The organism is Enterobacter cloacae complex sp. SHL020, from assembly GCF_049236945.1.
GTDB classification, from domain to species: Bacteria; Pseudomonadota; Gammaproteobacteria; order Enterobacterales; family Enterobacteriaceae; genus Enterobacter; species Enterobacter dykesii.
In genome coordinates, this window is sequence record NZ_JBMKJF010000001.1 from 305,428 (window position 1) to 320,454 (window position 15,027).

The following is a 15,027-nucleotide window of genomic DNA, read 5'->3' on the forward strand; positions in this document are numbered from 1 at the left end:
TTACCGGTGAAAGGGTACAAGAAAGCAGGGGAAGCGGCAACAAACCTACCTTATTTGAGCGTCATGAATTTTACCCAAAACGGTATAATAATAGTGGCTCAATAACCTGCAATTTGCGTTCAGGAAAAAATATGAAAAACGGTGGGAACCTTTTTGAATACTGGGAGACTTCAACGGAGTCCGTGGCGGCATGGAATCAAAAAAAAGCAGAAGTTGATGAGAAAAAATTAAGCAATAAGAAAAAAGGGATTAACAAAAGGATCCTTTATCCCTCTTACGAAATTGCCTGCGTTCCTTATGTTCCGCAGAAGGATATGATCTCTCCTGAGAACAGGCTTATAGCAGAAACGTCGTTGCTTGCTACCCCAGGTGCGCTGGAATGTGGATATTCACAGTGTATAGACTGGACGGCTGACGGCATTTTAGATGAAAGAGTTTACAAAAGCATTGGCATGTATGCATGCGCCAGATTAAGACTTGCCGGGTCATGCGTCGAAATAAGTCCGGGCAAGGCGTTTAAAATGCGAAAATTTTATAAGTGCATTGAGACTTCCGAAAAATCCACCCTATCATTTATCCTCGGTGGTTTTTTTTGCTTCCAGTCGGCAAATTACTGGCTCAGGTCCAGGCATGAGCAGATTGAACATTTTATTCACGCCGGGCTGATTAAGAAAGCGTCTTTGCAATTTTACCCGGATAAGGACAGGCGAAAAACGCCTGATTATCTTATTCAGACCCACGCCGGTGAATGGCATGTATTTGAGAGCAAAGGGGGCGAGCATACCCCGCGATGGCAGAGAATAGAGGAGGCGGTAGCGCAACTAGACAGCGTGACTCACGTTGTCTGTAAAAATGGGCCGCCAGAACAAATCAGGACCTTTGTCTGTACTCATACGTCGATCGATGCAGACAAGGATATTGTCATCAACGTCGTTGATCCGCTCCCGGATCTCGTGCAGCCCATTATTATCAATCCCGACGTTTGCATCCTTCTCTCGAAGCTAACGTCAATCAGTCTTTTCGATACGCTGTCTGCCATCAAATCAAGCCAAATACAAAAGATACCCGGAATGGATGACTGGATATTTGTGGGCGCACCTGAATATGATGATGTCCATTTCGGTATTCCAGAGGTGTTCCAGAGCCTTAAGAATAAATTGAAATTAAGACTTGGAATATACCTTCTTATCAAAGAGGTCATCGATCTTAATCTTACACAAAATAAGGAAAGTGTAAACGGTCAAGAAGTAAACGAAAAACTCTCTGCATTACTGCCTTCTTCACTTAAACAGCGCAGAGTCATCGACGCAATAAGTCCCTTTATACCCCGAAAAATAACCCATAGTAATTATGGTGATTACTTTAATTTACTCTCGGAGAATTTAGGCCTTCCAAATCTAACAAAAAAAATGCTGGAGGAAGAGAAGCGATTAGTTAATGATTTACCGGAAACGATAAAGAAACACCGTTCGCCATGGGGGGGATTAACGCGTAAAGCACCATTACCTGGCTTTGACGATCCCTGGACCCTGGCGCAGAGAAATAAACGGAAAAAACCTCGGATGAAACGCTAGAACACCTGCCGGGATAGCGATAAAGGCCACCCTAACGTGGCCTTTAGTTATTAGTTTCCGCCAAACAGCTCCGGTGCCCACGGACGCGGGTCTACCTCCATAAACGGCGCGCGCTCGAAGCGGTCCTTCAGCGCCCACGGCACCGTGCAGTCGAAGATCGTCTTGCAGGAAATGCCGTTGCCGCGAATCGAGGTGCTGTAATCCGGCGACTGGGATGGATCCAGCTGGTGGCCGCGGATCCCCGGAATATTAGTGATGCTGACATCGCCCTGCATGCGCGTCGTCATCGCCCACAGGATGTCGTCGCTGTCGAAAATATCCACGTCTTCGTCGACAAGAATAATGTTTTTCAGCTCCGAATAGGTCGCCAGGGCAATGAGCGCCGCCTGGCCCTGGCGTCCTTCGTCTGACGGCTGGCGTTTTTTCACCTGCAATATCCCGAGGAACTTACCGCCGCCCGCGGTATGGGCATAGACGTTTTGCAGGAAGCCCGGAATCGCCTCCTCAACGGCATTGCGGATGCTGGCCTCCGTCGGCAATCCGGCCAGGGTGGTATGTTCTTCCCCCGGTCCCACCAGCGTCTGCAGGATCGCGTGGTTTCGCATGGTCACGGCTTTCACTTTGATCACCGGCAGACAAGGATTCGCCTCGCCGCAGTAGCCCGGGAACTCCGGCATCGCGTGGCCGGTGTTGGTGTGCTGATCCTCTCTTACGCGCACGCCCGGAAGCAGTTCGCCTTCAATGATGATTTCCGCTCGCGCGATGGCTTTCTCTTTGACCGCCACGCCCTGTACCAGCTCGACCGGCTGCTGGCGCAGCGCCCCGGCGACGCCCAGCTCGTTGTAGCCAAACGGTGTGGTAGGGGCCTCAAAGCACGCGCCGATGTAGATGGCGGGGTCGAGCCCCATATTGATCGTCACCGGCAGCGGTTTTCCGGCATCTTCCGCCTTTTTACGAAACACTTCGATATGGCGTCCGGCGGCAAGGAACATGGAAAGCTCGTCGCGCTCCTGCACGCAGAGGCGGTGAATGGTGACATCCGTCAGCGAGCTGTCTTCCGGATCGCTTGCCAGCACCAGTCCCAGACAGAAGAACGGACCCGCATCGATCGGCGTGTTGGTCGGGGCAGGAAGCAGCTTGCGCAGATCGAAGTCAGGGTCGTCTGCGTAGAAAACCTGTTCCTGGCAGGGCGCCTGCGAGGCCGGAACGACAACCGGCGCAACCGGCTTTTTCACCGCCTGACCGACATGTTTTGCCAGCTCAGAGGGCTCGCAGCCCAGAAGCAGCGCCGCTCGCTCGCGGCTGGCGTGCATGCCTACCAGAATGCGGGAGTGCGGATAGCCCTTGACGCTGTTGAACATCATGGCCGGGCCCGTGCGGGTCGGGCGTTTTACCGTGCCGCCCGCGCCGATATGGCGGTAGACCCCCGCCAGCTCCGCGTTGGGATCGACCGGATGATCGGTTTCGATATACTGCCCTTCGTGGCGCTGCAATAAGGCGATGGCGCTGCGGAGATCGTTAATCTTGTTTTCCATATTTTCCTCCCTCGTTTGAATACCTCCATTTTTATGGCAATGACCAATAGCATCAATTGCATCATTACTGCTAAATTGATAAGTGAATTCATATCAAAAGGAGGCGTTCCGTGCAGTTTCGTCAGATGCGCAACTTCATCGTCGTGGCCGAAGAGCTCCACATGCACCGGGCCGCCGAGCGTCTGAACATGGCGCAACCGGCCCTGAGCCAGCAGATAAAGGCGCTTGAAGAACGTTTAGGCGTCACGCTTTTCAGCCGGGCGAACCGCCGCTTAACCCTGACGCCCGCGGGTGAAGCGTTTCTGGTGAAAGCCAGGCTCGCCATCTCCCTGACCGAGCAGGCGGTTCTCGACGCCAGGCAAACGGCACGGGGCGAGCAGGGGGTACTAAACCTGGGATGCGTGTCGAGCGCGATGTTCGACGGCAGGCTGCCCGCCGCGCTGCGCCAGATGCACACGCGCTGGCCGGCCATTACCATGTCGCTGGTGACGGGAAACGTGCAGACGCTCTACGCGGCCGTGCAGAGCAACCAGCTCGATGTGGCTATTATCCGGGCGCCGCTGCCGTCGCTGCCTGACGATCTGCAAAGCCGCCCGTTCACGTCAGAGAAAACGGTGCTGGCGCTGTATCGTCAGCATCCGCTGGCGGGGTCGTCCGCGCTGACGCTTTCGTCAGTGAAGGACGAAAAATGGATCTCCCTGCGCGACCCGGAGGGAATGGGGCTGGAACAGTACTTTTATGACGCCTGCAGCGGGGCGGGCTTTCAGCCTGACGTGGTGCAAAACGCGACCGACGTGCCCACGGTGATAAGCCTGGTCTCGGCGGGGTTTGGGCTGGCGCTGCTGCCCGCGTCGGCAAAGGCGGTGAGCGTCGAGAATGTGGTTTACGTGGACATCCTTGACCGGCTCCGGGAAAGCGAGCTGACGCTGGTTTGTCACCGGATTATCCGATCAGAAGTACTTAAAAAGTTTCTGGTTACGCTCGATCACGCCTGACGTCCGGTGGCCCGCAGCAGCTGCTCGCGCAGCCAGCCATTCTCCGGATCCTGGCTGTTTTTCGGGTGCCAGTACATGTAGAGGGTAATCGGCTGGAGCGGCAGCGGCGGCGGAAAAATATCCAGCGTGGAGGCGAACTGTCTCAGCATCCGCTCCGGCAGAGTGCACACCAGGTCGGTACCGGCAACAAGCGCAGGCGCCACGGCGTAGCTCTGCGTGGACATCGTAACGCGTCGCTGATAGCCCAGCCCGGCCAGGGTTTGATCGACAAATCCGGTAAACGGATCTCCCGACGATGACACCACCAGATGAGAAAGCGCGCAGTAGCTTTCCAGGTCTAACGCTCCGGTCCCGCGCGGATGGCCTTTGCGCTGGGCGGTGGCAAACGTATCGTCGAGCAGTTTGCGCCTCACCCAGCCGTCATGAGCGCCCGCGCTTACGCCGATGTAGATATCCACATCCCCATTTTCCAGCTGCTGCGGCAGGTCGGACATCTGTGGCAGGGCGAAGCGCAGACGGATGCCGGGAGCTTCAGTACCCACCTGGTTAAGCAGCCCGGAACCCAGCATCAGCGCCGGGTTTTCGTGCAGGGCGATGACAAAGTTTCGGGTGCTGGTCTGGGCATCAAACGTGGTGGGAGAAAACATCGCGCTGATGCCGCGCAGCACGCTCTCAACCTGCGGCTTAAGCGCTTCCGCTCTCGGCGTGGGCAATACCCCACGTCCATGTGGGGAGGGAATAAACAGCGGTTCGCCAAACAGCGTTCGCAGACGCGCGAGACGGGCGGAAAGCGCGGGCTGGCTGATGCCCAGCCGCGCGGCCGCATGGGTGATATTCCTGTCCTGAAGCAGGGCGTCCAGGGTCAGGATAAGGTCGATGTCCATGTCAGAGACGGCCGTCATTTTATTTCGCGCTGCCGGCGTCCCGGTTGGTATAGATGACAGGGACCCAGGCATAGCCGCCGTTTTCGCCTTTGGTGACGTAGCCGATACCCGGGAACGGCAGATGGGGCGCGGCAACCAGGTCTTTATTTTTCACAAAGTCCGCAAACGCATGCTCGCGCACGCTTGCCGCTTTGTTCTGATCTTCATCGTAGGTAATGGTCACGTCAGGCTGCGGGAACTGTACCGCCGCGGCATGAATGATGTCGCCGACAAAGGTGATCTTCTCGCCTTTGCTCGTCAGGGTGTAGAAGGCTGAACCCGGCGTATGGCCGGGATGAACCGTGCCGGTCAGCCCCGGGAGAATCTCCGATGTGCCGCTAAACGGCACCACTTTACCGGCATCAAGATAGGGTTTTAAGGTCTTCTGAGCGACGTCAAAGTAGTTCTTGCCGTAGCCGGTTTTTTTCTGATTCTCGTCGTTAAAGAAAAAGTCGACGTCCGGTTTACCAACGAAAACGCGCGCGTTGCTGAACACCACCTTGCCGTCTTTCACCAGGCCGCCCGCGTGATCGGAGTGGGCGTGGGTCAGCAGGACTTCAGTAATGTCCTCGGGTTTTACCCCCTGGGTGGCGAGGCTCTCAATCAGACGTCCGCCGTTGCCGGGGCCAAAGAGCTGGCCTGAGCCCGTATCTACCAGAATTTTATGCCCGGGCATCGCAATCAGGAACGCGTTAATGGACACTTCAGGCGGGTTGGTCTGGAAATTCTTCGCGAGCAGCGCATCGATTTTTTGCGGCGTTGTCCGGCGCAGCAGCTTGTGCAGATCCTGCGCGACGGTCCCGTCCGTAAACGAGGTGACCAGAACGTCGCCGACCTGAACGCTGTATCCGCCCGCCGGTTGTTTAACGACGTGCTGGGGCGTCTCTGCCGCCGCCTGCAGCGCAGGGTAGAAAAGCAATGAACTGGAAATCAGCGTAGAAAGAGCAAGTTTTTTCACGGTAAGCATACGAGTCTCCTTTGAAAGCGCTCATCTTACTTCTTCGTAAAATTATAAGAACCTGCCCAGAAATGATAGGACCTATAAACGCAGTGGATAGCACAGCGAAGAGGCCGGGTGGCGATGCTGCCTTTCCCGGCCCGTAACACGTTATTTTTTCAGCGGTGCGTTCCAGCCGTCCGGCGTGGCTTTGGACCAGGAGCCATAAGCGGCATTTGGCAGCACAATCCAGTCGTTTCCGAAGTGTTCCGCGCTGGCCTCAACCAGTTCACGCTGCTGTTCGCTCGGCTTTTTGTTTTTAAACTGCACGGCGAAATCCGGCAGGCTGTCGCCAAACAGCATCACGATCTGCTGCTTTTTGAGGATGCTCTGGCGACGCTCTTCCTTGCTGACCGTGTCCAGAAGCACGCTTTCATCGGACACCTGCGGAAGTCCCAGGGCTTTTAACGTCCTGAGCGTATCGGCTTTATTTTCCTGCATGCGGTCCGAGACATAATAGATACGGACCTTGCTCTGATTCACATGGTCAAGAAACGCCTTCGCGCCCGGAATTAAGCCGGGTTTTCCCTGTTTCTCCCAGTCGCTCCAGGTGTCCCATTTTGTATAGTCGTGACACTGCTCCGCGTCGCGCACCAGCAGAGGGGTGTTATCCAGCACCGTTTCGTCCAGGTCCATTACCACGGCGTAATTTTCAGGCGTTTTCAGCTCTTTTAACTTTTCGTTGAAACGCTCGGTGGCAAACCGATACGTCTGCAGCTGAAGGGCCATGATCTCTGCCGATTTCTGCTGATAGCGCAGCGCCATTTCGTACGCTTTGGGTTCACACAGCTCGCCCCCGGCGGCCGTCGCCGCTGCCGTTGCACTCAAAACAGGTAATGCCAGCAGTAATGCCTTAGCCATTGAATTCACACTTCTTTCCTCAACACCGTGGTTAAAATCCCGAAAGCGTAATGAAATTCAATGACAGAAATATGACCGTGATGTGGCAATGTGTTTCCGCCAGACCAGCATAATTGAATGTAAGCGAAGTTGCATAATGCAATATTTGAAATAATGAGCGGATTCGGAGTGAAATAATTTAAAAAGGATTCTAATAAGATCCTTTTTGATAGATTCATTATCGTTACATTCGAAGTAACTTCTCATAATCGGGAACTCTGCCACTGATGTTCTCAGAACTACCATCCGGATATGTTGCAAGAATTTTTCCGCGAGATGAACTTGATGCTTGAAGTTTTACGACCTTATTCAAATATAAAATGGGCTCAATCTTTATGACTCTACTATTTGTAATTTTATAATATCTATTCCATTTATTGTATTTTTCATCCCCAGCAAAAAGGTCTATATCGATTTCTTTAATTGAGCGATATACATATTCCATTGGGAAAAATTCAGTTTTAAAAAATAGATCACCACTTACAGGGGTTGGTTTTCCTTTCCCAAACGCATTGCTGTACCCCTCCTCATCAAAATCAAATACATAGTTTGCAGGTGTAATATCTTTCCCTTCAGCTAACGCAGAATTCTTGGCTAACTGTATTCCAACCCTGATACCGCTAAGCGTCCAGCGACACTTTGTACCGCCATCAAGCGCAATACGGATCTGGCGAAAACCATCACCATTGGCTGGATTGAGATCCACCTGTATGGGGTACAGTCCCCTTTCCGTACTCTCATGTAATTCCGTCGTGGGATCATATATTTTCCGTCGGCATGTCTCAGACCGATAAAGCGCATCCAGCGGCAATAACTCCGTCTCAGCCGGCAGTTTCACCGCTACCGTTACCCATTCAGAACTGGCTGGGGGGTCAAGAGTATAGTCCGGGTGACTGGCGCAGCCGCTCAGGGGCAACAGTGTCAGAAGTGGCAACAGTCCTGCCAGTGATTTAGCGTGTCGATTCAACTTCTTCCTCCGCAACTGATTTAAAACGGGTCAGGGCATTTTCACCGCCCGGTAGTTTCCGGGTAATCGTCAGCGAACTGCCCACCATATCCTGAAGAGCCAGGAACATCCGGTTTCGCTTCACCTCTTCCGGTGGGCTGCTTGCCCCGTAATCCACCATTTGCTGCCGGAAATCCTCCCGGTACTCTTTCCGGCTCAGCTTCAGTTCCGGCCATGCCGATTCCAGAAGCTGGTTGTTCAGGAATGGAAGATACTCACTCGCCATTGAGTGCTGGCCCGGACTGGTCATATGGTCAAAATTCGGATTGGTGTTACGGGGAAAAACTTTCTGAATATCTGCGGCCGGGAATTCGCGTACAAACGCCTCCTGTGCGTCTTTTGCCTCCGAGTTTTCAGCCTCAGACAGCGACGGGACAAGGAACAGCTTAACTTTGTGCATATCGCTGGAGCTGAGGCGGCGGCAGGTATGGCTGTTCATCGTTTTACATTCCAGCCAGGTGCGGGTCTGTGTGGCGCGGAAGAAGACCACCGGACTGCCGTGATGCCAGTAATGCTCACCGACATAGGCCCCTGCCATCTGCGCCGGCAGCTCGGCCGTCAGTGTCCAGAAAAAGCCCAGCGTGGCACCGAGAGAGCCAAACTTACCGTACAGCCAGTTATCCAGATTGGCATCAAATGGCACGCTGGGGATGGTGTCGCTGTCGTTGACATGACGGTAGTGGATGATCTGATACAGGTTACCCACAGCATCAGCGGTGAAGGTCCGGGGCATCCCGTAGGTGTAGAGTATTGGCGAAAATCCCTTCATCTCCGCCGCATAGGTCAGCCCCAGTGCCCCTCCCAGACTGTGTCCGGCGATAAACAGTTTTTTTCCGCCATCAGTTATTCTTTTAATTTCTTTAAATTGATCTCTAAACCGCTCCTTCGCCAGCTGGTATGCCTCAAGAAAGCCGCCGTGGATACGACCGGCCTTAGTCAGCTCGGCCGGGCACGGTTGCGGTGAGAACCAGCCGTCGGTGAGCCAGTCCGGTACCTCCAGCGTTCCCCGCCATGCCACGATCACATGGGCCGCATTTTCCACGTAAAAAAGCTGGGTACTGTCGAGCAGTAAGCGGGTGGGAGCTTTGTCACTTAAACGGGATGAGTCCAGAAATTCAGCAGTGATGTACCGCTCACGGAACGGTACATCAACAACCAGCGTGCAAGGAAATGACGGAAACTCTTCATATCTCGGCGTCGTGGATAAATCCAGGCACTTTTCCAGGAAAAACGGCTTAATCAACGTATTACCGCCTTGCGCATAGGCCATATCAGCCATCACGCCGAGGTTATAGCCATTTGCCAGCGAATAGTCTTTTGTGTCATGCAGCACCAGTGACCATGCCCGAAACGGGCATATTTCAATCACATGCCGTTTCTCCAGCGTCTCCCGGGGGATTTCCGTGCCTTTCAGCAATGTTCCATGCGGAAAGTGAAACCGGGGCGGCTCTTTATCCGTCCATTCAGGGATATCGGGCATCCTTTCACACAACTCACCGATGACCACATAATGGTGGTCATAGCCGTGCTGCTCCGCGCTAATCTGCACGTCTGAACGCCATTTCGGATCGCGCGTTTCAGGCCGGAAAATATTATAACTCACCGGCTGGCTGTTTGGGTTGCGGCTGATACCCAGAGTGCGCAGTTCCATCTCGTCGGCCAGCTGCTGGCCGTCTGTTTTCACATCGACTGCTACCCAGTACAGGTCATCAAACCGCACCAGTCCCTGACTGTCGGTGACACCGGCAGGTGGATTCGGCGGCGGTGTGGGATCGAACCGGGTATGGCCTCCACACGCCCACAGCGCCAGTTCCGCCGCCGTTGCCAGAGGATGGTATTCCAGCCGTACCTTCAGACCGGAAACCGGGTGGTTGTTCTCATCTACAAACTGCAGTTCCAGCCAGTGCATCCGCTGCTTACCGCAGGCAACCTCTTTGTACTTCATTTTGTGACTCAGGCAGGTCACTGTTGTATTGTCTTTCGCATCCATCATGCATTTAAATCCCTTTTTATTGCATGGTTTAATTTCGGGCAATCATACACCAGAAGGCATTCTACGCCGCATCCTGACTGAGTCCATAAACGTAAGATTTTGTAAGGAGGAACAATTTAACGTATTGACTGGCTGCGTTTACCCTCAAAATAAACAGATACTGTATTTTTCAGCATCGTTTCCGCTAGACCAGCATGTAATACCAGAACAGGGCGACTTCGTCCTTTTCCGGTAAGGCGTTGTAGAGATAACGATCGTATCCGCCCAGGGTAAACCCGTAGTTGCGGTAAAACAGACAGGCAGAGACGTTCACATTTTGTGTTTCAAGCCGTAGTCCCGGCGCGTTTACGCTGCGGGCCCACACGTGCGCGGCGGCCATTAATTTTTGCGCGGCGCCGGTTCTGCGTTTCGTGCGCTCCACGGCAATGTAATCCACCGAGATAAACTTATTCCAGCCGATTGACGCGGTAATAAATCCGGCTATTTCACCGTCATCCGTTTCGGCAATAAGAAATATGGCGTCCGGATTAACGCAGTGGTTTTCCAGGGTTTGGATATCGAGCTCGTAGGTTTTAATCCAGGGCTCGGCGACGGCTTCGATATGTAAATCGCAGTGGATAAAGGGCTCTCGCGCAATGTGGCTTATGGTGAAAGAAAAGTCACAGCATTCAAGGCGTGTGAGGTCGGTACTGAGTCCTTTTCGAATCTGCATAGTATTCCCGGTAGTGAGTTATTTCATAAAGAATAGACGAAGCGGTTAAATCCGCTGAGCTCACGCACTTTTAATCCTGAACTAAGCTTGTACTTCGTTCCGCGTAAAATGTGGGTCATTCGAGGACAATGAATGGAATTCAGGACATTTCAAAAGCAGTGGGGTGCTGAGTTTATTTCCGATGACGTTGTACGTTTTCGCGTCTGGGCAGAAGGACAGAAAGAACTTACGCTACGTCTGGCCGCCGCCGACGTGCCGATGACGGCAGCTGGCAACGGCTGGTTTCAGGCAGACGTACCCGGCGTCACGCACGGTGCAGAATACCAATTTGTTCTGCAGGACGGCATGACGGTGCCCGATCCCGCTTCGCGCGCGCAAAAGGGCGACGTTAACGGCCCCTCCATCGTTATCGATCCCCAACGCTATCAGCCGGTCAACCGGGACTGGGCAGGGCGGCCGTGGGAAGACACGGTTATCTACGAGCTGCACATCGGCACGTTTACCCCGGAGGGCACCTTCCGGGCCGCCATCGACAAGCTGCCGTATCTGGCAGAGCTCGGTATTACCCAGCTTGAAGTGATGCCCGTCTCTCAGTTTGGCGGTACCCGCGGCTGGGGGTATGACGGCGTGCTGCTGTACGCCCCGCACTCTGCCTACGGCACGCCGGAGGATTTCCACGCGTTTATCGACGCCGCGCACGGGCTGGGGCTCTCCGTGGTGCTGGATATCGTGCTCAACCACTTCGGCCCGGAGGGGAACTATCTGCCTCAGCTGTCGCCCGCGTTTTTTGATGCTCAGCGTATGACGCCCTGGGGCAACGGCATTGCCTACGAGCGCGAGCCGGTGAGGCAGTACATCACCGATGCGCCGCTCTACTGGCTGACGGAGTATCGTCTGGACGGCCTGCGCTTTGACGCCATCGACCAGATTAAAGACAGCGCTGAGACGCACATTCTGGAGGAGATTGCCGCAAAAATCCGCGAGGCGATCCCGCACCGTCACGTTCACCTGACCACGGAAGACAGCCGCAACGTGATTTTCCTGCATCCGCGCGATGAACAGGGCAACGCGCCGCTGTTCACCGCCGAGTGGAATGATGATTTCCACAACGCTGCCCACGTGTTTGCCACCGGCGAGACCCACGCGTATTACCAGGATTTTGCCTTTGAGCCGGAGAAAAAGTTCGCCCGGGCGCTGGCGGAAGGCTTTGTCTACCAGGGCGAGGTGTCGCTGCAAACCGGCGAATCCCGCGGCGTGGAGTGCCAGACGCAGCCGCCGCAGTTCTTCGTCGATTTTATTCAGAACCACGATCAGACCGGGAATCGCGCCCAGGGCGAGCGGCTGATCGCCCTGGCGGGATCCGACAAGACGCGGGTGCTGCTTGCCGCGCTGCTGCTTTCCCCCCATATCCCGCTGCTGTTTATGGGCGAGGAGTTTGGGGAAACGCATCCGTTCCTGTTCTTCACCGATTTTCACGGCGAACTGGCAAAGGCGGTGCGGGAAGGGCGCGCGAAAGAGTTTACCGGCCATGCCGGGCACGATGAAACCGTCCCGGATCCGAATGACGTGAACACCTTCATCCGTTCAAAACTCGACTGGAATAAGATTGCCACCGACGAAGGCAAAACGTGGCTGCGCTTCACGCGCCACCTGCTGACGCTGCGTCATCGCCATATCGTTCCGCTTCTGCGTCATGGCGGCGCCGTTGAGGGCAAGGTAATCAAGACCGCGCCCGGCATGGTGGCGGTGAGCTGGCATTTCCCGTCGGGCACGCTCTCTCTGGCGCTGAATATTGGCAATAAGCCCGTCGCGATGCCCGATCTCGCGGGTGAGACGCGCTTTGCCTGGCCGGAAGTCACTGACGTTTTACCGCCGAACGGTATTGTCGTTCGCTTTGCTGATGGAGAAGCATCGTTATGATCCCTTCCGCCACGTACCGTATTCAGTTCCGTAATGGCATGACCTTCGACCGCGTTGCGGCACTGGTGCCGTATATGAAAGATCTCGGCATCAGCCATCTCTATGCATCGCCCGTATTTACCGCCACAGCGGGTTCCACCCACGGCTATGACGTGACCAACCCGAATGAAATTGACCCCGCAATCGGCGGACGAGACGGTTTCGACCGCATGGCCGCGGCGCTTAAGCAGGCCGGCATGGGGCTGATTCTGGATATTGTCCCAAACCATATGTCCACCTCGCTGGAAAACGCCTGGTGGCGGGACGTGATTGAATACGGCCAGCAGAGCCGCTATTTCCGCTATTTCGATATCGACGAGTCGCGCCCGCTAACGCTGCCGTTCCTCGGCGACACCTTTGAGGCCGAGCTGGAGAAGGGGGCGATCGCCCTAAAACGTGACCCTGTCACGAACAAGGCCGCGTTGGTTTACTATGACGCCGAATATCCGCTCAACCCCGGCACGTACAGCGAGGAGAAAAGCATTGCCGAACTGCACGACGCGCAAAGCTGGCGCCTGATGTCCTGGCGGGAAGCGCCGAAGCAGCTCTCGTGGCGGCGCTTCTTCGAGATCACCGGTCTGGTCGGCGTTCGGGTTGAAGGCGACGCGGTCTTCGACGATACGCATCGGCTGATCCTTGAGCTGGTCCACGCGGGCGTGGTAGATGGTCTGCGCATTGACCACGTCGACGGCCTGGCCGATCCGCTGGGCTATCTGCAGCGCCTGCGGGAGAAAACCGGGCCCGACTGCTACATCACGGTTGAAAAAATCCTCGCGAAGGGGGAACAGCTCCCCGCCGACTGGCCGGTATCCGGCACCACCGGCTACGAGTTTATCGCCTCGCTGGCGGAAGTGCTGGTCGACGACGACAACCTGTCGCGACTGGAGACCATCCACGACGAGACGCTGGGCGTGACGGTCGATCGCCATGCGGAACTGCGCGATGCCAAGGGCCTGATGACCGATCGCAATTTCGAGGGTGAATTCACCACGCTGCTTAACCTTGCTGACGATCTGGCCCGCCGCAATGAGGTTGCGCTGCCGCGCGAGGAGATCCGCCACGCGCTGCGCGAGCTGCTTATTGCCTTTCCGGTCTACCGCACCTACGGCACCCGGGAGGGATTAACCCCGTCTGACGTGGCGCTGCTTAACCGCGTGGTCGCCAGCGTGGAGACGTCTGAAGCGGCGCTGAGTCTGATTGTGCACATTCTTACCGGCGACCTGCCGGAAGATTGCCGCGAGTCCGCCGCGCTGTTCAGAACCCGCTTCCAGCAGCTTACCGGGCCGCTGATGGCGAAGTCCGTTGAAGACACGCTGTTCTTTCGCCACAACCTGGAGCTGGCGCTCAATGAAGTGGGCGCCGACCCGACGCCGCGCGCGTTTTCATTATCCCGCTTCCACCAGGAGATGCGCATTCGTCTCGCCCGACAGCCCGACGCGCTGCTGGGCACCTCCACGCACGATACCAAACGCGGAGAAGACGCCCGGGCGCGACTCTACACCCTGACGGAAGCGCCGGAACGCTGGGGTGAGAACCTGGCCCGCTGGCGACAGATGAACCAGACCCAGGTACGTTTTCTCAATGACGGCACCGCGCCGAACGCCGCCGATACCTGGATGATCTATCAGGCGCTGGCGGGCGTCTGGCCCGCCACGCTGTCTCCGGACGACGCTGAAGGGCTTGCATCACTGGAAGCGCGTTTTATCGGCTTCCTCGAGAAAGCGCTGCGCGAGGCAAAACAGCGCACCGACTGGATCGACAGCAACGAGAGCTATGAGAGCGTGGTGCTGAGCTACGCGCGGCACCTGCTTTCGCCGGACAACGCGCTGTTCCTGCATGATTTTAGCGAGGCGATGCAGCCCTTTATCCGGGCCGGGCTGATGAACAGCCTCAGCCAGACGGTGATCAAGCTGACGGCTCCCGGCGTGCCGGATATCTATCAGGGCAGCGAGGCGCTTAACTTTAGCCTTGTCGACCCGGATAACCGGCGGGAGCCGGATTTTCCGACCCTGGTGCAAAATCTCAGCGCGGCGGATGCCACGGTGTTTGACAACCCGGCCTGCTGGCGAGACGGGCGCGTTAAGCAATTCGTTACCGCCACGCTGCTGCGGCTTCGACCACACTACGACGCGCTATTCCGCTGCGGCGACTGGCTGCCGCTTAAGGTCTCCGGCGAGCGCGAGGAGAACCTGATTGTCTATGCGCGCGTTAAGGACGAGGAGGCGCTGATTGTCGCCGTGCCGCGTCTGGTTTTTGATGTCACCGATAATCATCAGCTGTGGATCAATACCACGGTAGCGATACCCGACGAACTGGTCGGGAAGCGCTATCGGGACCTGTTCAGCGGTGAGAGCCGCATTCTGCAAGAGACGCTGGATTTAACGTCAGAAAAGGGATGTGTACTGGTTCTGCTTACCTGCGAATAATCGTGGA

At 55.6% G+C, this 15,027-nt stretch carries 11 protein-coding genes; 4 read left to right on the plus strand and 7 right to left on the minus strand.

Annotated features, from left to right (window positions below; all coding sequences use genetic code 11):
* Positions 1 to 131 precede the first annotated feature (131 nt).
* On the plus strand, positions 132 to 1,574 hold the full coding sequence (locus ACOTZB_RS01445) for a hypothetical protein (RefSeq protein ID WP_421626309.1): 1,443 nt from the start codon (positions 132 to 134) through the stop codon (positions 1,572 to 1,574).
* Positions 1,575 to 1,624: 50 nt separating this feature from the next.
* Here ACOTZB_RS01445 and ACOTZB_RS01450 read toward each other — a convergent pair whose 3' ends face one another.
* A complete protein-coding gene (locus ACOTZB_RS01450; protein WP_421626310.1) occupies positions 1,625 to 3,109 on the minus strand; it encodes a UbiD family decarboxylase in 1,485 nt (494 codons plus the stop codon).
* Between the two features lie 110 nt (positions 3,110 to 3,219).
* On the opposite strand from ACOTZB_RS01450, the gene ACOTZB_RS01455 reads away from it, so the two are divergent.
* Positions 3,220 to 4,104, plus strand: coding sequence for a LysR substrate-binding domain-containing protein (locus ACOTZB_RS01455; RefSeq protein WP_421626311.1), 885 nt, complete (start codon positions 3,220 to 3,222; stop codon positions 4,102 to 4,104).
* Here the strand turns inward: ACOTZB_RS01455 and ACOTZB_RS01460 are convergent.
* From ACOTZB_RS01460 to ACOTZB_RS01485, 6 genes are all read right to left on the minus strand, one after another.
* Positions 4,095 to 5,006: a LysR family transcriptional regulator gene (locus tag ACOTZB_RS01460; protein ID WP_421626312.1), complete on the minus strand. Its 912-nt coding sequence runs from the start codon at positions 5,004 to 5,006 to the stop codon at positions 4,095 to 4,097. The two genes, ACOTZB_RS01455 and ACOTZB_RS01460, sit on opposite strands and share 10 nt — an antisense overlap.
* Position 5,007: 1 nt before the next feature.
* On the minus strand, positions 5,008 to 5,994 hold the full coding sequence (locus ACOTZB_RS01465) for an MBL fold metallo-hydrolase (RefSeq protein ID WP_421626313.1): 987 nt from the start codon (positions 5,992 to 5,994) through the stop codon (positions 5,008 to 5,010).
* A gap of 141 nt (positions 5,995 to 6,135) precedes the next feature.
* A complete protein-coding gene (locus ACOTZB_RS01470; RefSeq protein ID WP_421626314.1) occupies positions 6,136 to 6,885 on the minus strand; it encodes a 5'-nucleotidase, lipoprotein e(P4) family in 750 nt (249 codons plus the stop codon).
* Positions 6,886 to 7,108: 223 nt separating this feature from the next.
* Entirely contained in the window at positions 7,109 to 7,891 is a 783-nt protein-coding gene (locus ACOTZB_RS01475) for a hypothetical protein (RefSeq protein WP_320717924.1), read from the minus strand.
* A complete protein-coding gene (locus ACOTZB_RS01480) occupies positions 7,875 to 9,923 on the minus strand; it encodes a lipase family protein (RefSeq protein WP_421626315.1) in 2,049 nt (682 codons plus the stop codon). The genes ACOTZB_RS01475 and ACOTZB_RS01480 overlap by 17 nt, the downstream gene beginning before the upstream one ends.
* Positions 9,924 to 10,107: 184 nt before the next feature.
* The gene (locus ACOTZB_RS01485) at positions 10,108 to 10,635 is read right to left on the minus strand and encodes a GNAT family N-acetyltransferase (RefSeq protein WP_096151067.1); all 528 of its coding nucleotides are present in this window, start codon (positions 10,633 to 10,635) and stop codon (positions 10,108 to 10,110) included.
* A gap of 132 nt (positions 10,636 to 10,767) precedes the next feature.
* On the opposite strand from ACOTZB_RS01485, the gene treZ reads away from it, so the two are divergent.
* A complete protein-coding gene (treZ, locus tag ACOTZB_RS01490; protein WP_421626316.1) occupies positions 10,768 to 12,555 on the plus strand; it encodes a malto-oligosyltrehalose trehalohydrolase in 1,788 nt (595 codons plus the stop codon).
* The gene (gene treY, locus ACOTZB_RS01495; protein WP_421626317.1) at positions 12,552 to 15,020 is read left to right on the plus strand and encodes a malto-oligosyltrehalose synthase; all 2,469 of its coding nucleotides are present in this window, start codon (positions 12,552 to 12,554) and stop codon (positions 15,018 to 15,020) included. Before treZ ends, treY begins: the two co-directional genes overlap by 4 nt.
* Positions 15,021 to 15,027: the final 7 nt, after the last annotated feature.